Origin of the sequence: Escherichia sp. E10V10, from assembly GCF_004211985.1 — a bacterium.
Classification (GTDB): Bacteria; Pseudomonadota; Gammaproteobacteria; order Enterobacterales; family Enterobacteriaceae; genus Escherichia.
The window spans coordinates 229,999-248,543 of the sequence record NZ_RHJO01000005.1 but is presented as its reverse complement, the minus strand read 5'-3'; the positions used below and the strand labels follow the sequence as shown (position 1 = coordinate 248,543).

The 18,545-nt window shown below is 49.0% G+C and carries 17 protein-coding genes; all 17 read left to right on the top strand.

Annotated elements, in window-relative coordinates; all coding sequences use genetic code 11:
• Positions 1-44: 44 nt before the first annotated feature.
• The 17 genes from rsmG to pstS all read left to right on the top strand — a co-directional run bounded on the left by rsmG (position 45) and on the right by pstS (position 18,500).
• Positions 45-668: a 16S rRNA (guanine(527)-N(7))-methyltransferase RsmG gene (rsmG, locus tag D9736_RS12155; RefSeq protein ID WP_033804388.1), complete on the top strand. Its 624-nt coding sequence runs from the start codon at positions 45-47 to the stop codon at positions 666-668.
• A 616-nt stretch (positions 669-1,284) separates the two neighbouring features.
• The gene (gene atpI / locus D9736_RS12150) at positions 1,285-1,665 is read left to right on the top strand and encodes a F0F1 ATP synthase subunit I (RefSeq protein WP_130206826.1); all 381 of its coding nucleotides are present in this window, start codon (positions 1,285-1,287) and stop codon (positions 1,663-1,665) included.
• Between the two features lie 8 nt (positions 1,666-1,673).
• Positions 1,674-2,489 (top strand): F0F1 ATP synthase subunit A, encoded by an 816-nt coding sequence (gene atpB / locus D9736_RS12145; RefSeq protein WP_000135618.1) that lies wholly within the window; start codon positions 1,674-1,676, stop codon positions 2,487-2,489.
• Positions 2,490-2,535: 46 nt separating this feature from the next.
• The gene (gene atpE, locus D9736_RS12140) at positions 2,536-2,775 is read left to right on the top strand and encodes a F0F1 ATP synthase subunit C (RefSeq protein ID WP_000429386.1); all 240 of its coding nucleotides are present in this window, start codon (positions 2,536-2,538) and stop codon (positions 2,773-2,775) included.
• A gap of 61 nt (positions 2,776-2,836) precedes the next feature.
• Positions 2,837-3,307 carry a F0F1 ATP synthase subunit B gene (gene atpF, locus D9736_RS12135; protein ID WP_001052219.1) on the top strand — a complete coding sequence of 157 codons (471 nt, stop codon included), beginning with the start codon at positions 2,837-2,839 and terminating at the stop codon, positions 3,305-3,307.
• 14 nt (positions 3,308-3,321) lie between these two features.
• Positions 3,322-3,855, top strand: coding sequence for a F0F1 ATP synthase subunit delta (gene atpH, locus D9736_RS12130; protein WP_001288587.1), 534 nt, complete (start codon positions 3,322-3,324; stop codon positions 3,853-3,855).
• A gap of 12 nt (positions 3,856-3,867) precedes the next feature.
• Complete coding sequence (atpA, locus tag D9736_RS12125) at positions 3,868-5,409, top strand: F0F1 ATP synthase subunit alpha (RefSeq protein ID WP_001176745.1); 1,542 nt, start codon at positions 3,868-3,870, stop codon at positions 5,407-5,409.
• A gap of 50 nt (positions 5,410-5,459) precedes the next feature.
• Positions 5,460-6,323, top strand: coding sequence for a F0F1 ATP synthase subunit gamma (gene atpG / locus D9736_RS12120; RefSeq protein WP_000896501.1), 864 nt, complete (start codon positions 5,460-5,462; stop codon positions 6,321-6,323).
• 26 nt (positions 6,324-6,349) lie between these two features.
• Positions 6,350-7,732, top strand: a complete 1,383-nt coding sequence (atpD, locus tag D9736_RS12115) for a F0F1 ATP synthase subunit beta (RefSeq protein WP_000190506.1) — start codon at positions 6,350-6,352, stop codon at positions 7,730-7,732.
• 20 nt (positions 7,733-7,752) lie between these two features.
• Positions 7,753-8,172 carry a F0F1 ATP synthase subunit epsilon gene (locus D9736_RS12110; protein WP_001251965.1) on the top strand — a complete coding sequence of 140 codons (420 nt, stop codon included), beginning with the start codon at positions 7,753-7,755 and terminating at the stop codon, positions 8,170-8,172.
• Between the two features lie 387 nt (positions 8,173-8,559).
• Positions 8,560-9,930 (top strand): bifunctional UDP-N-acetylglucosamine diphosphorylase/glucosamine-1-phosphate N-acetyltransferase GlmU, encoded by a 1,371-nt coding sequence (gene glmU, locus D9736_RS12105; RefSeq protein ID WP_130258402.1) that lies wholly within the window; start codon positions 8,560-8,562, stop codon positions 9,928-9,930.
• A 162-nt stretch (positions 9,931-10,092) separates the two neighbouring features.
• Positions 10,093-11,922: a glutamine--fructose-6-phosphate transaminase (isomerizing) gene (gene glmS / locus D9736_RS12100; RefSeq protein WP_130258401.1), complete on the top strand. Its 1,830-nt coding sequence runs from the start codon at positions 10,093-10,095 to the stop codon at positions 11,920-11,922.
• Between the two features lie 311 nt (positions 11,923-12,233).
• Positions 12,234-12,806 (top strand): long polar fimbria major subunit LpfA-O113, encoded by a 573-nt coding sequence (lpfA-O113, locus tag D9736_RS12095; RefSeq protein WP_130258400.1) that lies wholly within the window; start codon positions 12,234-12,236, stop codon positions 12,804-12,806.
• Positions 12,807-12,853: 47 nt separating this feature from the next.
• Positions 12,854-13,585 carry a long polar fimbrial chaperone LpfB-O113 gene (gene lpfB-O113 / locus D9736_RS12090; protein ID WP_130258399.1) on the top strand — a complete coding sequence of 244 codons (732 nt, stop codon included), beginning with the start codon at positions 12,854-12,856 and terminating at the stop codon, positions 13,583-13,585.
• A 24-nt stretch (positions 13,586-13,609) separates the two neighbouring features.
• Entirely contained in the window at positions 13,610-16,132 is a 2,523-nt protein-coding gene (gene lpfC-O113 / locus D9736_RS12085; protein WP_130258398.1) for a long polar fimbrial usher protein LpfC-O113, read from the top strand.
• Between the two features lie 10 nt (positions 16,133-16,142).
• Positions 16,143-17,210, top strand: a complete 1,068-nt coding sequence (locus D9736_RS12080; RefSeq protein ID WP_130258397.1) for a fimbrial protein — start codon at positions 16,143-16,145, stop codon at positions 17,208-17,210.
• A 249-nt stretch (positions 17,211-17,459) separates the two neighbouring features.
• Positions 17,460-18,500, top strand: a complete 1,041-nt coding sequence (pstS, locus tag D9736_RS12075; RefSeq protein WP_000867162.1) for a phosphate ABC transporter substrate-binding protein PstS — start codon at positions 17,460-17,462, stop codon at positions 18,498-18,500.
• The last annotated feature ends 45 nt before the right edge of the window (positions 18,501-18,545 follow it).

Sequence of the window (18,545 nt, the reverse complement as noted above, 5' to 3'; positions counted from 1 at the left end):
AAGCACCCGCTTACCTGGCAACGCATCAAGAACAGGTAATCACCGTGCTCAACAAACTCTCTTCACTGCTGAAAGACGCAGGAATTTCGCTTACCGATCACCAGAAAAATCAGCTTATTGCCTACGTAAATATGCTGCATAAATGGAATAAGGCGTACAACCTGACCTCGGTCCGCGATCCTAACGAGATGCTGGTACGCCATATTCTCGACAGCATTGTCGTTGCTCCATATTTGCAAGGTGAGCGTTTTATCGATGTGGGAACCGGACCGGGGTTGCCTGGCATACCGCTTTCCATCGTGCGTCCTGAAGCCCATTTCACGCTGCTGGATAGCCTTGGTAAACGCGTGCGTTTCCTCCGTCAGGTGCAACATGAACTGAAACTGGAAAACATTGAACCAGTACAGAGCAGGGTAGAAGAGTTTCCGTCAGAGCCGCCGTTTGATGGCGTAATTAGCCGCGCTTTTGCGTCTTTGAACGATATGGTGAGCTGGTGCCATCATCTTCCTGGTGAGCAAGGCCGTTTTTATGCGTTGAAAGGTCAAATGCCGGAAGATGAAATCGCTTTGCTGCCTGAAGAATATCAGGTCGAATCAGTGGTTAAACTTCAGGTTCCCGCTCTGGATGGCGAACGTCATCTGGTGGTGATTAAAGCAAATAAAATTTAATTTTTATCAAAAAAATAATAAAAAATTGACCGGTTAGACTGTTAACAACAACCAGGTTTTCTACTGATATAACTGGTTACATTTAACGCCACGTTCACTATTTTGCATCAACAAAGTAACGTGGCTTTTTTTGGTAAGCAGAAAATAAGTCATTAGTGAAAATATCAGGCTGCTAAAAATTGGCGCTAAGAACCATAATTGTCTGTTAAAGTTTTATTAAGAATGTCAATGGGTGGTTTTTGTTGTGTAAATGCTATTTGTGAAAAGAGTATCTGTTTTTAGACTGAAATATCAGAAGCTTGCAAAGGCATCATTTGCCAAGTAAATAAATATGCTACGGGTGAACATGCTCGATATGTGATCTGAAGCACGCTTTACCACTAGTGTTTACGCGTTATTTACAGTTTTTCATGATCCACCACGGTTAGCAGAAAAGTCGCAATTGTATGCACTGGAAAAATATTTAAACATTTATTCACCTTTTGGCTACTTATTGTTTGAAATCACGGGGGCGCACCGTATAATTTGACCGCTTTTTGATGCTTGACTCTAAGCCTTAAAGAAAGTTTTATACGACACGCGGCATACCTCGAAGGGAGCAGGAGTGAAAAACGTGATGTCTGTGTCGCTCTTGAGTCGAAACGTTGCTCGGAAGCTTCTGCTCGTTCAGTTACTGGTGGTGATAGCAAGTGGATTGCTGTTCAGCCTCAAAGACCCCTTCTGGGGCGTCTCTGCGTTAAGTGGAGGCCTGGCAGTCTTTCTGCCTAACGTTTTTTTTATGATATTTGCCTGGCGTCACCAGGCGCATACACCAGCGAAAGGCCGGGTGGCCTGGACGTTCGCATTTGGCGAAGCTTTCAAAGTTCTGGCGATGTTGGTGTTACTGGTGGTGGCGTTGGCTGTTTTAAAGGCGGTATTCTTGCCGCTGATCGTTACGTGGGTTTTGGTGCTGGTGGTTCAGATACTGGCACCGGCTGTAATTAACAACAAAGGGTAAAAGGCATCATGGCTTCAGAAAATATGACGCCGCAGGATTACATAGGACACCACCTGAATAACCTTCAGCTGGACCTGCGTACATTCTCGCTGGTGGATCCGCATAACCCCCCAGCCACCTTCTGGACAATTAATATTGACTCCATGTTCTTCTCGGTGGTGCTGGGTCTGTTGTTCCTGGTTTTATTCCGTAGCGTAGCCAAAAAGGCGACCAGCGGTGTGCCAGGTAAGTTTCAGACCGCGATTGAGCTGGTGATCGGCTTTGTTAATGGTAGCGTGAAAGACATGTACCATGGCAAAAGCAAGCTGATTGCTCCGCTGGCCCTGACGATCTTCGTCTGGGTATTCCTGATGAACCTGATGGATTTACTGCCTATCGACCTGCTGCCGTACATTGCTGAACATGTACTGGGTCTGCCTGCACTGCGTGTGGTTCCGTCTGCGGACGTGAACGTAACGCTGTCTATGGCACTGGGCGTATTTATCCTGATTCTGTTCTACAGCATCAAAATGAAAGGCATCGGCGGCTTCACGAAAGAGTTGACGCTGCAGCCGTTCAATCACTGGGCGTTCATTCCTGTCAACTTAATCCTTGAAGGGGTAAGCCTGCTGTCCAAACCAGTTTCACTCGGTTTGCGACTGTTCGGTAACATGTATGCCGGTGAGCTGATTTTCATTCTGATTGCTGGTCTGTTGCCGTGGTGGTCACAGTGGATCCTGAATGTGCCGTGGGCCATTTTCCACATCCTGATCATTACGCTGCAAGCCTTCATCTTCATGGTTCTGACGATCGTCTATCTGTCGATGGCGTCTGAAGAACATTAATTTACCAACACTACTACGTTTTAACTGAAACAAACTGGAGACTGTCATGGAAAACCTGAATATGGATCTGCTGTACATGGCTGCCGCTGTGATGATGGGTCTGGCGGCAATCGGTGCTGCGATCGGTATCGGCATCCTCGGGGGTAAATTCCTGGAAGGCGCAGCGCGTCAACCTGATCTGATTCCTCTGCTGCGTACTCAGTTCTTTATCGTTATGGGTCTGGTGGATGCTATCCCGATGATCGCTGTAGGTCTGGGTCTGTACGTGATGTTCGCTGTCGCGTAGTAAGCGTTGCTTTTATTTAAAGAGCAATATCAGAACGTTAACTAAATAGAGGCATTGTGCTGTGAATCTTAACGCAACAATCCTCGGCCAGGCCATCGCGTTTGTCCTGTTCGTTCTGTTCTGCATGAAGTACGTATGGCCGCCATTAATGGCAGCCATCGAAAAACGTCAAAAAGAAATTGCTGACGGCCTTGCTTCTGCAGAACGAGCACATAAGGACCTTGACCTTGCAAAGGCCAGCGCGACCGACCAGCTGAAAAAAGCGAAAGCGGAAGCCCAGGTAATCATCGAGCAGGCGAACAAACGCCGCTCGCAGATTCTGGACGAAGCGAAAGCTGAGGCAGAACAGGAACGTACTAAAATCGTGGCCCAGGCGCAGGCGGAAATTGAAGCCGAGCGTAAACGTGCCCGTGAAGAGCTGCGTAAGCAAGTTGCTATCCTGGCTGTTGCTGGCGCCGAGAAGATCATCGAACGTTCCGTGGATGAAGCTGCTAACAGCGACATCGTGGATAAACTTGTCGCTGAACTGTAAGGAGGGAGGGGCTGATGTCTGAATTTATTACGGTAGCTCGCCCCTACGCCAAAGCAGCTTTTGACTTTGCCGTCGAACACCAAAGTGTAGAACGCTGGCAGGACATGCTGGCGTTTGCCGCCGAGGTAACCAAAAACGAACAGATGGCAGAGCTTCTCTCTGGTGCACTGGCACCAGAAACGCTCGCCGAGTCGTTTATCGCAGTTTGTGGTGAGCAACTGGACGAAAACGGTCAGAACCTAATTCGGGTTATGGCTGAAAATGGTCGTCTTAACGCGCTCCCGGATGTTCTGGAGCAGTTTATTCACCTGCGTGCCGTGAGTGAGGCTACCGCTGAGGTAGACGTCATTTCCGCTGCTGCATTGAGTGAACAACAGCTCGCGAAAATTTCTGCTGCGATGGAAAAACGTCTGTCACGCAAAGTTAAGCTGAATTGCAAAATCGATAAGTCTGTAATGGCAGGCGTTATCATCCGAGCGGGTGATATGGTCATTGATGGCAGCGTACGCGGTCGTCTTGAGCGCCTTGCAGACGTCTTGCAGTCTTAAGGGGACTGGAGCATGCAACTGAATTCCACCGAAATCAGCGAACTGATCAAGCAGCGCATTGCTCAGTTCAATGTTGTGAGTGAAGCTCACAACGAAGGTACTATTGTTTCTGTAAGTGACGGTGTTATCCGCATTCACGGCCTGGCCGATTGTATGCAGGGTGAAATGATCTCCCTGCCGGGTAACCGTTACGCTATCGCACTGAACCTCGAGCGCGACTCTGTAGGTGCGGTTGTTATGGGGCCGTACGCTGACCTTGCCGAAGGCATGAAAGTTAAGTGTACTGGCCGTATCCTGGAAGTTCCGGTTGGCCGTGGCCTGCTGGGCCGTGTGGTTAACACTCTGGGTGCACCAATCGACGGTAAAGGTCCGCTGGATCACGACGGCTTCTCTGCTGTAGAAGCAATCGCTCCGGGCGTTATCGAACGTCAGTCCGTAGATCAGCCGGTACAGACCGGTTATAAAGCTGTTGACTCCATGATCCCAATCGGTCGTGGTCAGCGTGAATTGATCATCGGTGACCGTCAGACCGGTAAAACCGCACTGGCTATCGATGCCATCATCAACCAGCGCGATTCCGGTATCAAATGTATCTATGTCGCTATCGGCCAGAAAGCGTCCACCATTTCTAACGTGGTACGTAAACTGGAAGAGCACGGCGCACTGGCTAACACCATCGTTGTGGTAGCAACCGCGTCTGAATCCGCTGCACTGCAATACCTGGCACCGTATGCCGGTTGCGCAATGGGCGAATACTTCCGTGACCGCGGTGAAGATGCGCTGATCATTTACGATGACCTGTCTAAACAGGCTGTTGCTTACCGTCAGATCTCCCTGTTGCTCCGTCGTCCGCCAGGACGTGAAGCATTCCCGGGCGACGTATTCTACCTCCACTCTCGTCTGCTGGAGCGTGCTGCGCGTGTTAACGCCGAATACGTTGAAGCCTTCACCAAAGGTGAAGTGAAAGGGAAAACCGGTTCTCTGACTGCACTGCCGATTATCGAAACTCAGGCGGGTGACGTTTCTGCGTTCGTTCCGACCAACGTAATCTCCATTACCGATGGTCAGATCTTCCTGGAAACCAACCTGTTCAACGCCGGTATTCGTCCTGCGGTTAACCCGGGTATCTCCGTATCCCGTGTTGGTGGTGCAGCACAGACCAAAATCATGAAAAAACTGTCCGGTGGTATCCGTACCGCTCTGGCACAGTATCGTGAACTGGCAGCGTTCTCTCAGTTTGCATCCGACCTTGACGATGCAACTCGTAAGCAGCTTGACCACGGTCAGAAAGTGACCGAACTGCTGAAACAGAAACAGTATGCGCCGATGTCTGTAGCGCAACAGTCTCTGGTTCTGTTCGCAGCAGAACGTGGTTACCTGGCGGATGTTGAACTGTCGAAAATCGGCAGCTTCGAAGCCGCTCTGCTGGCTTACGTCGACCGTGATCACGCTCCGTTGATGCAAGAGATCAACCAGACCGGTGGCTACAACGACGAAATCGAAGGCAAGCTGAAAGGCATCCTCGATTCCTTCAAAGCAACCCAATCCTGGTAACGTCTGGCGGCTTGCCTTAGGGCAGGCCGCAAGGCATTGAGGAGAAGCTCATGGCCGGCGCAAAAGAGATACGTAGTAAGATCGCAAGCGTCCAGAACACGCAAAAGATCACTAAAGCGATGGAGATGGTCGCCGCTTCCAAAATGCGTAAATCGCAGGATCGCATGGCGGCCAGCCGTCCTTATGCAGAAACCATGCGCAAAGTGATTGGTCACCTTGCGCACGGTAATCTGGAATATAAGCACCCATACCTGGAAGAACGCGACGTTAAACGCGTGGGCTACCTGGTGGTGTCGACCGACCGTGGTTTGTGCGGTGGTTTGAACATTAACCTGTTCAAAAAACTGCTGGCGGAAATGAAGACCTGGACCGACAAAGGCGTTCAATGCGACCTCGCAATGATCGGCTCGAAAGGTGTGTCGTTCTTCAACTCCGTGGGCGGCAATGTTGTTGCCCAGGTCACCGGCATGGGGGATAACCCTTCCCTGTCCGAACTGATCGGTCCGGTAAAAGTGATGTTGCAGGCCTACGACGAAGGCCGTCTGGACAAGCTTTACATTGTCAGCAACAAATTTATTAACACCATGTCTCAGGTTCCGACCATCAGCCAGCTGCTGCCGTTACCGGCATCAGATGATGATGATCTGAAACATAAATCCTGGGATTACCTGTACGAACCCGATCCGAAGGCGTTGCTGGATACCCTGCTGCGTCGTTATGTCGAATCTCAGGTTTATCAGGGCGTGGTAGAAAACCTGGCCAGCGAGCAGGCCGCCCGTATGGTGGCGATGAAAGCCGCGACCGACAATGGCGGCAGCCTGATTAAAGAGCTGCAGTTGGTATACAACAAAGCTCGTCAGGCCAGCATTACTCAGGAACTCACCGAGATCGTCTCGGGGGCCGCCGCGGTTTAAACAGGTTATTTCGTAGAGGATTTAAGATGGCTACTGGAAAGATTGTCCAGGTAATCGGCGCCGTAGTTGACGTCGAATTCCCTCAGGATGCCGTACCGCGCGTGTACGATGCTCTTGAGGTGCAAAATGGTAATGAGCGTCTGGTGCTGGAAGTTCAGCAGCAGCTCGGCGGCGGTATCGTGCGTACCATCGCAATGGGTTCCTCCGACGGTCTGCGTCGCGGTCTGGATGTAAAAGACCTCGAACACCCGATCGAAGTCCCGGTAGGTAAAGCGACTCTGGGCCGTATCATGAACGTACTGGGCGAACCGGTCGACATGAAAGGCGAGATCGGTGAAGAAGAGCGTTGGGCGATTCACCGCGCAGCACCTTCCTACGAAGAGCTGTCAAACTCTCAGGAACTGCTGGAAACCGGTATCAAAGTTATCGACCTGATGTGTCCGTTCGCTAAGGGCGGTAAAGTTGGTCTGTTCGGTGGTGCGGGTGTAGGTAAAACCGTAAACATGATGGAGCTTATTCGTAACATCGCGATCGAGCACTCCGGTTACTCTGTGTTTGCGGGCGTAGGTGAACGTACTCGTGAGGGTAACGACTTCTACCACGAAATGACCGACTCCAACGTTATCGACAAAGTATCCCTGGTGTATGGCCAGATGAACGAGCCGCCGGGAAACCGTCTGCGCGTTGCTCTGACCGGTCTGACCATGGCTGAGAAATTCCGTGACGAAGGTCGTGACGTTCTGCTGTTCGTTGACAACATCTATCGTTACACCCTGGCCGGTACGGAAGTATCCGCACTGCTGGGCCGTATGCCTTCAGCGGTAGGTTATCAGCCGACCCTGGCGGAAGAGATGGGCGTTCTGCAGGAACGTATCACCTCCACCAAAACCGGTTCTATCACCTCCGTACAGGCAGTATACGTACCTGCGGATGACTTGACTGACCCGTCTCCGGCAACCACCTTTGCGCACCTTGACGCAACCGTGGTACTGAGCCGTCAGATCGCGTCTCTGGGTATCTACCCGGCCGTTGACCCGCTGGACTCCACCAGCCGTCAGCTGGACCCGCTGGTGGTTGGTCAGGAACACTACGACACCGCGCGTGGCGTTCAGTCCATCCTGCAACGTTATCAGGAACTGAAAGACATTATCGCCATCCTGGGTATGGATGAACTGTCTGAAGAAGACAAACTGGTGGTAGCGCGTGCTCGTAAGATCCAGCGCTTCCTGTCCCAGCCGTTCTTCGTGGCAGAAGTATTCACCGGTTCTCCGGGTAAATACGTCTCCCTGAAAGACACCATCCGTGGCTTTAAAGGCATCATGGAAGGCGAATACGATCACCTGCCGGAGCAGGCGTTCTACATGGTCGGTTCCATCGAAGAAGCTGTGGAAAAAGCCAAAAAACTTTAACGCCTTAATCGGAGGGTGATATGGCAATGACTTACCACCTGGACGTCGTCAGCGCAGAGCAACAAATGTTCTCTGGTCTGGTCGAGAAAATCCAGGTAACGGGTAGCGAAGGTGAACTGGGGATCTACCCTGGCCACGCACCGCTGCTCACCGCCATTAAGCCTGGTATGATTCGCATCGTGAAACAGCACGGTCACGAAGAGTTTATCTATCTGTCTGGCGGCATTCTTGAAGTGCAGCCTGGCAACGTGACCGTTCTGGCCGACACCGCAATTCGCGGCCAGGATCTCGACGAAGCGCGAGCCATGGAAGCGAAACGTAAGGCTGAAGAGCACATTAGCAGCTCTCACGGCGACGTAGATTACGCTCAGGCGTCTGCGGAACTGGCCAAAGCGATCGCGCAGCTGCGCGTTATCGAGTTGACCAAAAAAGCGATGTAACACCGGCTTGAAAAGCACAAAAGCCAGTCTGGAAACAGGCTGGCTTTTTTTTCGCGCGCCGCAGCGAGATTGGTTCTGCTATATCCTGCGCATTTTTATATCCCGCAATTAAACTCGTTTTTATAATTACGCGAAATCCTTCGCTGATTTTCCTGTTTATTCATTGATCGAAATAAGAGCAAAAACATCAGTCTGACGCTTAAATGAAGGTGGTGTCTTACTTTTATGAAGACAAAAGGCGTGACGATGGTCGAAAATGGCTCTTTCGCCAGCGGGGATAATCCGTTATTGAGCAATTTATCCCCTGTCCATTTCACGATGAAAAAAATGTAGTTTTTTCAATGTGAAGCGGTTTAAATTCGTTCTCAAATTACAGTCAGGACGCGTATGTTGAATAATGCTATGAGCGTAGTGATCCTTGCAGCAGGCAAAGGCACTCGCATGTATTCCGATCTTCCGAAAGTGCTGCATACCCTTGCCGGGAAAGCGATGGTTCAGCATGTCATTGATGCTGCGAATGAATTAGGTGCAGCGCACGTTCACCTGGTATACGGTCACGGCGGCGATCTGCTTAAACAGGCGCTGAAAGACGACAACCTGAACTGGGTGCTTCAGGCAGAACAGCTGGGTACGGGTCATGCAATGCAGCAGGCCGCACCTTTCTTTGCCGATGATGAAGACATTTTAATGCTCTACGGCGACGTGCCGCTGATCTCTGTTGAAACACTCCAGCGCCTGCGTGATGCTAAACCGCAGGGCGGCATTGGCCTGCTGACAGTGAAACTGGATGATCCGACCGGTTATGGTCGTATTACCCGTGAAAACGGCAAAGTTACTGGCATTGTTGAGCATAAAGATGCCACTGACGAGCAGCGTCAAATTCAGGAAATCAACACTGGCATTCTGATCGCCAACGGCGCAGATATGAAACGCTGGCTGGCGAAGCTGACCAACAATAACGCTCAGGGTGAATACTACATCACCGATATTATTGCGCTGGCGTATCAGGAAGGACGTGAAATCGTTGCCGTTCACCCGCAACGTTTAAGCGAAGTTGAAGGCGTGAATAACCGTCTGCAACTCTCTCGTCTGGAGCGCGTTTACCAGTCCGAACAGGCTGAAAAACTGTTGTTAGCAGGCGTTATGTTGCGCGATCCGGCCCGTTTTGATCTGCGCGGTACGCTTACTCACGGGCGCGATGTTGAAATTGATACTAACGTTATCATCGAGGGTAACGTTACTCTCGGTAATCGCGTGAAAATCGGTACTGGTTGCGTGATTAAAAACAGCGTGATTGGTGATGATTGCGAAATTAGCCCGTATACCGTAGTGGAAGATGCTAATCTGGCTGCGGCCTGTACCATCGGCCCGTTTGCGCGCCTGCGCCCCGGTGCTGAGTTGCTGGAAGGCGCACACGTCGGTAACTTCGTTGAGATGAAAAAAGCGCGTCTGGGTAAAGGTTCGAAAGCCGGTCATCTGACTTACCTGGGCGATGCGGAGATCGGCGATAACGTTAACATCGGTGCGGGAACCATTACCTGCAACTATGATGGAGCGAATAAATTCAAAACCATTATCGGCGATGATGTCTTTGTCGGTTCCGACACCCAGCTGGTGGCTCCTGTAACGGTGGGTAAAGGCGCGACGATTGCTGCCGGTACAACTGTGACGCGTAATGTTGGCGAAAACGCATTATCTATCAGCCGCGTGCCGCAGTCGCAAAAAGAAGGCTGGCGTCGTCCGGCAAAGAAAAAGTAATTCTGGCTGGGTAAATCCGGCCTCCTGGGATGAGGAGATAACATAATCTCCCTCCCACAAGCAGTAACTATAAAAATAACCCCACTCTCTACAAGGCTCGGGGCGCCCGAAAAAACGGGCATACAGGTTGACCGACAACGATATAAACCGGAATCAAAAACTATGTGTGGAATTGTTGGCGCGATCGCGCAACGTGATGTAGCAGAAATCCTTCTTGAAGGTTTACGTCGTCTGGAATACCGCGGTTATGACTCTGCTGGTCTGGCCGTTGTTGACGCAGAAGGTCATATGACCCGCCTGCGTCGTCTCGGTAAAGTCCAGATGCTGGCTCAGGCAGCGGAAGAACATCCTCTGCATGGCGGCACGGGAATTGCTCATACTCGCTGGGCGACGCACGGCGAACCTTCAGAAGTGAATGCGCATCCGCATGTTTCTGAACACATTGTGGTGGTGCATAACGGCATCATCGAAAACCATGAACCGCTGCGTGAAGAGTTAAAAGCCCGTGGCTATACCTTCGTTTCTGAAACCGACACCGAAGTGATTGCGCACCTGGTGAACTGGGAACTGAAACAGGGTGGCACTCTGCGTGAAGCTGTTCTGCGTGCTATTCCACAGCTGCGTGGCGCTTATGGCACGGTAATTATGGACACCCGTCACCCGGATACCCTGCTGGCGGCACGTTCTGGTAGTCCGTTGGTGATTGGCCTCGGTATGGGCGAAAACTTTATCGCTTCTGACCAGTTGGCTCTGCTGCCAGTGACTCGTCGCTTTATCTTCCTCGAAGAGGGCGATATTGCCGAAGTGACCCGCCGTTCGGTAACTATCTTCGATAAATCAGGCGCGGAAGTGAAACGTCAGGATATCGAATCCAATCTGCAATATGACGCGGGCGATAAAGGTATTTACCGTCACTACATGCAGAAAGAGATCTACGAACAGCCGAACGCGATCAAAAACACCCTTACCGGGCGCATCAGCCACGGCCAGGTGGATTTAAGCGAGCTGGGGCCGAACGCCGACGAACTGCTGTCGAAGGTTGAGCATATTCAGATCCTCGCCTGTGGTACTTCTTACAACTCCGGTATGGTTTCCCGTTACTGGTTTGAATCGCTGGCAGGTATTCCGTGCGACGTCGAAATCGCTTCTGAATTCCGCTATCGCAAATCTGCCGTGCGCCGTAACAGCCTGATGATCACCCTGTCGCAGTCTGGCGAAACCGCGGATACCCTGGCGGGCCTGCGTCTGTCGAAAGAACTGGGTTATCTTGGTTCGCTGGCAATCTGTAACGTTGCAGGCTCTTCTCTGGTACGTGAATCCGATCTGGCGCTGATGACTAATGCCGGTACTGAAATCGGCGTGGCGTCCACCAAAGCATTCACCACCCAGTTAACCGTGTTGTTGATGCTGGTGGCGAAACTGTCTCGCCTGAAAGGTCTGGATGCCTCCATTGAGCATGATATCGTGCATGGTCTGCAGGCGCTGCCGAACCGTATTGAGCAGATGCTGTCTCAGGACAAACGAATTGAAGCCCTGGCGGAAGATTTCTCTGACAAGCATCATGCGCTGTTCCTGGGCCGTGGCGATCAGTACCCAATCGCGCTGGAAGGCGCATTGAAGCTGAAAGAGATCTCTTACATTCACGCTGAAGCCTACGCTGCAGGCGAACTGAAACACGGCCCGCTGGCGCTGATTGACGCCGATATGCCGGTTATCGTCGTCGCGCCGAACAACGAGTTGTTGGAAAAACTGAAATCCAACATTGAAGAGGTTCGTGCGCGTGGCGGTCAACTGTACGTCTTCGCCGATCAGGATGCTGGTTTTGTAGGTAGCGATAACATGCACATCATCGAGATGCCGCATGTGGAAGAGGTGATTGCACCGATCTTCTACACCGTTCCGCTGCAGCTACTGGCTTATCACGTCGCGCTGATCAAAGGCACCGACGTTGACCAGCCGCGTAACCTGGCGAAATCGGTAACGGTTGAGTAAAACAGAACACGCATAATGAAAGGGTTGCCATCTGGCGGCCCTTTTTTTTCATAAATAACATTAATAAAATTATGATTTATATATTAGGCAATATGAATATATTCTGATTTGTTTTTAATGTCTGATTGTACACTTGATTTTATACATTTTTTATAATATTTAAATAATAAATTTATATTCAAATTCAAATAATTAATATTATTTTTAGCTAATTTTATTTCGTTGATGTAGTATGTCCGCGAATCATAAACACACTTATTAATATAAGTGATGATTCAGGTTAAAGGATATATTATATCAATGGAGTTTCTATGAAACGTAATATTATAGGTAGTGCACTCACTCTGGCTTCTTTAATGTTGGCCGGGCATGCACTGGCAGAGGATGGTGTTGTTCATTTTGTCGGTGAAATTGTCGACACTACTTGTGAAGTTACCTCCGATACAGCCGATCAAACCGTTCCACTGGGTAAAGTCAGTAAAAATGCATTTTCAGGTGTAGGTAGTCTAGCGTCACCACAGCAGTTCAGTATTAAACTTGAAAAGTGCCCGGCAACCTACACTCAGGCAGCCGTTCGTTTTGATGGTACCGAAGCGCCTGGCGGAGACGGTGACCTGAAAGTAGGTACACCAATTACTGCGAGCGATCCGGGTGATTATACTGGCACAGGAGCTGCAATAGTTGCTACTGGCGTCGGCATCCGTATTTTTAACCAGTCCGATAATTCGCAGGTTAAACTTTATAACGACTCTGCTTATACCGCTATCGACGCTGAAGGCAAGGCAGAAATGAAGTTTATTGCACGCTATGTGGCAACCAATGTGACCGTAACGGCGGGTACGGCGAACGCTGATTCACAATTTACCGTCGAATATAAGAAATAATTTATCAAGGGCCTTTTTATTCAGTTGGCTTTGGCCAGGGAGTCGTTATGTCCAGAAAAAGTTGTTTAATCAGGCTCTTTAAAACAACAGTTTCATGTAAGTTATTTATCGCTATTATACTAAGCCTTTTTCTAGGCCAGTCAGCATTAACCTATGCAGGTGTTGTCATTGGCGGTACGCGGGTAGTTTACTTAAGTAATAATGCCGATAAATCTATTTCTGTATTTAGCAAAGAAGAAAAAATACCTTACCTCATCCAGGCTTGGGTAGATCCGTTTAATAAAGAGGATAAAAGTAAAGCGCCGTTTACCGTTATTCCTCCGGTATCACGATTAGAACCCGCGCAAGAAAAAGTATTACGCATTATTCACACCAAAGGTGTGTCATTGCCTGATGATCGCGAGTCAGTCTTCTGGCTGAATATTAAAAATATTCCGCCCTCTGCGAGCAACAAAGCGGCGAACTCGCTAGAAATCGCAGTCAAAACGCGTATCAAGCTGTTCTGGCGACCAGCAAATATCCGCCTTATTCCCGAAGAGGCTGCATCGAAGGTGAAGTGGCGCCGGGAAGGGCGAAATCTCATAGCAGAGAATCCCAACCCAATTCATATCAGTGTGATGGATGTCATCGTTGATGGTCATGATGTGCCTCTCAACATGATCCGTCCTTTTGAAACGCTCACGTTACCTTTACCTGCTAATTCTGCGGGAGGTCAAATGACCTGGCGATTTATTAATGATTACGGCGCAGTCAGTGACCCGATAAAAATGATGCTGTAAGCAAGGGATAAGGATAGGCGTATTATGATGACGACCAGAATAGTGGTTGGCCTCACGGCAGGGACGTGTCTGATTTTCTCGCAAAGCCTGATGGCCGAGGTCAGTGTATTCAATCCGGCGCTTCTGGAAATCGACCATAAATCCGAAGTCGATATTCGTCAGTTTAACCGGGCAAATATGATGCCTCCTGGCATTTATAGCGTTGATATTTTTATTAATGGGAAAATGTTTGAACGTCAGGATGTTACTTTTGTTCAGGATAACCCCGATGCCGATCTACACGCCTGCTTTATTGCCATTAAAAAAACGCTGGCCTCTTTTGGCGTAAAAGTTGATGCCTTGAAGTCGCTCAATAACGTGGATGAAACGACCTGCCTTGATCCTGCGCCACGTATTGAAGGCTCATCCTGGCAGTTCGACAGTGATAAATTACAACTGAATATATCCATTCCCCAAATCTACATGGACGCGATGGCTTTTGATTACATAAGCCCCACGCGTTGGGATGAGGGGATTAACGCGCTCACTATCAACTACGATTTTTCTGGTTCACATACCCTGCGTTCGGATTATGGTTCTGAGGAGACAGATACCAGTTATCTCAATTTGCGCAACGGGCTGAATATTGGGTCATGGCGGCTACGTAATTACAGTACCTTAAACACCACTGATGGTCGGGCGGAATACAACTCTATCAGCACCTGGATACAGCGTGATATTGCGGCATTAAGAAGCCAGATTATGATCGGCGATACGTGGACGGCGAGCGATATTTTTGACAGTACACAAATCCGCGGAGCACGCCTGTATACCGACAACGACATGTTACCTGCCAGCCAGAATGGGTTTGCGCCAGTAGTTCGGGGAATTGCAAAATCCAATGCCACTGTCATCATTCGCCAGAATGGCTACGTGATTTATCAATCTGCCGTTCCACAAGGTGCCTTTGAAATCACCGACCTCAACACTGCCAGCACAGGTGGCGATCTGGACGTGACTATCAAAGAAGAAGATGGTAGCGAACAACGATTCACCCAACCTTATGCCTCTTTGGCGATCCTCAAGCGTGAAGGTCAGACTGATGTTGATGTCAGTGTGGGGGAATTGCGCGATGAAGATGGCTTTACCCCTGATGTTCTTCAGGCACAGATCCTTCATGGTTTTCCCCATGGTTTTACATTGTATGGTGGCATACAGGCTGCTGAAAATTATGGTTCTGCCGCTCTGGGCGTGGGTAAAGATCTAGGTTCTCTGGGCGCAATTTCTTTTGATGTGACACATGCCCGCGCGAAATTTAGTCATGATGATACGGAAACCGGTCAGTCTTATCGCTTTCTGTATTCGAAACGTTTTGATGATACGGATACCAGCTTGCGCCTGGTTGGCTATCGTTACTCCACCGAAGGCTATTATACCCTCAATGAATGGGCGTCCCGGCGTAATAATCCTGAAGATTTTTGGGAAACCGGTAACCGCCGCAGCCGTGTGGAAGGAACGCTAACGCAATCACTGGGCAGAGATTATGGCAACTTATATCTGACATTAAGTCGCCAACAGTACTGGCATACCGATGATGTTGAACAATTAATGCAATTTGGCTACAGCAGTAGCTGGAAGCGTCTCTCGTGGAACGTCTCCTGGAGTTATTCCAATACTGCCCGGCAGGGGACGGGTAACAACCATGCCAGTGATAACACCAGTGAGCAGATCTACATGCTCTCTTTATCTGTTCCTTTATCGGGCTGGTGGGGAAATAGTTACGCCACCTATTCTGTTTCACAAAACGATAATTCCGGTAGCTCACATCAACTTGGACTCAGTGGTACGGCTCTGGAGAGAAATAATCTTTCCTGGAATTTAATGCAGTCCTATAACAGCCGTGATGATGAAGTCGGCGGTAATATGTCACTGACCTATGACGGAACTTACGGCACAGTGAACGGCAGTTATAACTACAGCCAAAATTCCCAGCGACTTAATTATGGTATCAGGGGCGGCATTCTGGCGCACAGTGAAGGAGTAACGTTAAGCCAGGAATTGGGTGAAACAATCGCTCTCGTTAAAGCGCCAGGGGCCGCCGGTTTGGAAATCGATAATATGCGTGGTGCAGCAACGGACTGGCGTGGCTATACGGTCAAGACACAGCTAAACCCTTATGATGAAAACCGGGTAGCAATCAGCGATAACTATTTCTCGAAGTCGAATATAGAACTTGATAATACCGTCGTTACGATGGTTCCCACCCGTGGCGCGGTGGTTAAAGCAGAATTTGTTACTCACGTGGGCTATCGCGTTCTTTTCAGAGTAATGAATGCAAAAGGTAAGCCAGCACCTTTTGGCGCTATTGCTTCTGTACAAAATACAAGCTCCGCTGATTCAGGAATTGTCGGTGACCAGGGAGAACTTTATCTCTCGGGCCTTCCTGAAAAGGGGCAGGTGATGCTCTCCTGGGGTGAAAATGCCGTCACTAAATGCACCTTCGATTATTCCCTTTCAATACCAGAAAGTGAGAGCGGCTTAATTGAACAAGGTGTGACATGTCATTAAAAGGATTTTTATGAATAAGTATATTATACAGTGGTGCTTTGCTGTCTTTATCTTCTCCTTTAGTGGCGTGGCACTTGCAGCCCCGAAAGGTATTTGTACCCCTGATAATGGTGTATTTCATAGTGTACTTGATTTTTCAGGTTTTCTGATTACGGCAAACGAGAACAGAGTCGGAACGACATTTAATACCGTAGTGACAAACGGAGACTCTTATCCTGCACATTGTCATTGTGATACAGGAACAGTGGGAGAGTTTCCTTATATATATTATACAGCAAGAATAAACGATGCCTTAAGTTATAAGGGGGTTCACTCTAATGTAAAATACTATGACCTGAATCCTAACCTTGATGTAGGGATATCAATAGACATTCTTGGTGTAGGGTATATTAACGCCCCTTTTGAATATCAGGCCAACAGGCCTTCCGGTAAATACAAATGTGATCGCACTGAACCATTAAATGCTTCCAGCGGGGCAAAAGCGAGAATTTATTTTTATGTCAAGAAAACATTTGCGGGGAAATTGATTGTTCCTCAAACGCTTGTGGCGAAATTGTACGGCACTATAAGTAATGATACGCCGGTTGACTATTCGCAACCGATGGCTGATATTTATATTAGTGGTGATATCACCGCGCCGCAGAGTTGTGAAATTAATAACTTACAGACGATTAATTTTGATTTTAGAAAAATTCCAGCGGCAGATTTTTCATCTGTTGTCGGGAGTACAGTAACAACGCATAAAATTACTAAAACGGTCACTATTGAATGTGAAAATTTAGGCGTATTGAGTACTGATGATATCAGTACCTCTTTTTATGCTACCGAACCCAGTACTGACAACTCAATGGTCGTGACATCAAACCCGAACGTTGGGATAAAAATTTATGATAAAAATAATAAGGAAATCAACGTTAACGGTGGTGAACTGCCGACAGATATGGGTAAATCAACCGTCCTTGGTGAAAAAGACGGTAGCGTCACTTTTTCTGCTGCTCCTGCAAGCCTCACGGGGGCTCGCCCCGCGCCAGGAACATTTACCGCTACTGCAACGATAACGGTTGAGATTGTTCGCTAAACTAACTGGACAACGGCGCTTCCACTCGCCGTTGCCATCTTACGCATTTTTCCCGCTATTCTTTAACATGACATGACAAAAAGATGACATCGTTTTTCTTTTTGTTGGCCATGAAAATCAATAAGTTAATCAATAAATTTGCTTTGTCATAAAACTGTCATATTCCATACATATAACTGTCACCTGTTTGTCCTATTTTGCTTCTCGTAGCCAACAAACAATGCTTTATGAATCCTCCCAGGAGACATTATGAAAGTTATGCGTACCACCGTCGCAACTGTTGTCGCCGCGACCTTATCGATGAGTGCTTTCTCTGTGTTTGCAGAAGCAAGCCTGACAGGTGCAGGTGCAACCTTTCCTGCGCCGGTGTATGCCAAATGGGCTGACACTTACCAGAAAGAAACCGGTAATAAAGTTAACTACCAGGGTATCGGTTCTTCCGGTGGCGTAAAACAGATTATCGCTAATACCGTTGATTTTGGTGCCTCTGACGCGCCGCTGTCTGATGAAAAATTGGCTCAGGAAGGCCTGTTCCAGTTCCCGACCGTGATTGGCGGCGTGGTGCTGGCGGTTAACTTACCGGGTCTGAAATCTGGCGAACTGGTGCTGGATGGTAAAACCCTCGGCGATATCTACCTGGGCAAAATTAAAAAGTGGGATGATGAAGCCATCGCCAAATTGAATCCGGGTCTGAAACTGCCTTCACAGAATATCGCTGTAGTGCGCCGTGCAGATGGCTCCGGGACTTCCTTCGTCTTCACCAGCTACCTGGCGAAAGTGAACGAAGAGTGGAAAAACAACGTTGGTACTGGCTCTACCGTAAAATGGCCGATTGGTCTGGGTGGTAAAGGTAACGACGGTATTGCCGCGTTCGTTCAGCGTCTGCCGGGTGCAATTGGTTACGTTGAATATGCTTACGCGAAGCAGAACAACCTGGCGTACACCAAACTGATCTCCGCTGACGGTAAACCGGTTAGTCCGACCGAAGAAAACTTCGCTAATGCAGCAAAAGGTGCAGACTGGAGCAAAACATTCGCTCAGGATCTGACCAACCAGAAAGGCGAAGATGCGTGGCCTATTACCTCTACCACGTTCATTCTGATCCACAAAGATCAGAAGAAACCAGAACAAGGCACAGAAGTGCTGAAGTTCTTCGACTGGGCGTACAAAACCGGGGCTAAACAGGCGAACGACCTGGATTATGCCAGCCTGCCGGATAGCGTAGTTGAACAGGTTCGCGCTGCGTGGAAGACCAATATTAAAGACAGTAGCGGTAAGCCGCTGTACTAATAAAACTCCAGGCCGGGTACGGTGTTTTACGCCGCATCCGGCATT

What these genes read in the sequence shown, in the direction of transcription:
- atpI (WP_130206826.1), top strand. Translation starts at nt 1,285, where the DNA reads ATGTCTGTGTCGCTCTTGAGTCGAAACGTTGCTCGGAAGCTTCTGCTC.
- atpB (WP_000135618.1), top strand. Translation starts at nt 1,674, where the DNA reads ATGGCTTCAGAAAATATGACGCCGCAGGATTACATAGGACACCACCTG.
- atpE (WP_000429386.1), top strand. Translation starts at nt 2,536, where the DNA reads ATGGAAAACCTGAATATGGATCTGCTGTACATGGCTGCCGCTGTGATG.
- atpH (WP_001288587.1), top strand. Translation starts at nt 3,322, where the DNA reads ATGTCTGAATTTATTACGGTAGCTCGCCCCTACGCCAAAGCAGCTTTT.
- atpA (WP_001176745.1), top strand. Translation starts at nt 3,868, where the DNA reads ATGCAACTGAATTCCACCGAAATCAGCGAACTGATCAAGCAGCGCATT.
- atpG (WP_000896501.1), top strand. Translation starts at nt 5,460, where the DNA reads ATGGCCGGCGCAAAAGAGATACGTAGTAAGATCGCAAGCGTCCAGAAC.
- atpD (WP_000190506.1), top strand. Translation starts at nt 6,350, where the DNA reads ATGGCTACTGGAAAGATTGTCCAGGTAATCGGCGCCGTAGTTGACGTC.
- D9736_RS12110 (WP_001251965.1), top strand. Translation starts at nt 7,753, where the DNA reads ATGGCAATGACTTACCACCTGGACGTCGTCAGCGCAGAGCAACAAATG.
- glmU (WP_130258402.1), top strand. Translation starts at nt 8,560, where the DNA reads ATGTTGAATAATGCTATGAGCGTAGTGATCCTTGCAGCAGGCAAAGGC.
- glmS (WP_130258401.1), top strand. Translation starts at nt 10,093, where the DNA reads ATGTGTGGAATTGTTGGCGCGATCGCGCAACGTGATGTAGCAGAAATC.
- lpfA-O113 (WP_130258400.1), top strand. Translation starts at nt 12,234, where the DNA reads ATGAAACGTAATATTATAGGTAGTGCACTCACTCTGGCTTCTTTAATG.
- lpfB-O113 (WP_130258399.1), top strand. Translation starts at nt 12,854, where the DNA reads ATGTCCAGAAAAAGTTGTTTAATCAGGCTCTTTAAAACAACAGTTTCA.
- lpfC-O113 (WP_130258398.1), top strand. Translation starts at nt 13,610, where the DNA reads ATGATGACGACCAGAATAGTGGTTGGCCTCACGGCAGGGACGTGTCTG.
- D9736_RS12080 (WP_130258397.1), top strand. Translation starts at nt 16,143, where the DNA reads ATGAATAAGTATATTATACAGTGGTGCTTTGCTGTCTTTATCTTCTCC.
- pstS (WP_000867162.1), top strand. Translation starts at nt 17,460, where the DNA reads ATGAAAGTTATGCGTACCACCGTCGCAACTGTTGTCGCCGCGACCTTA.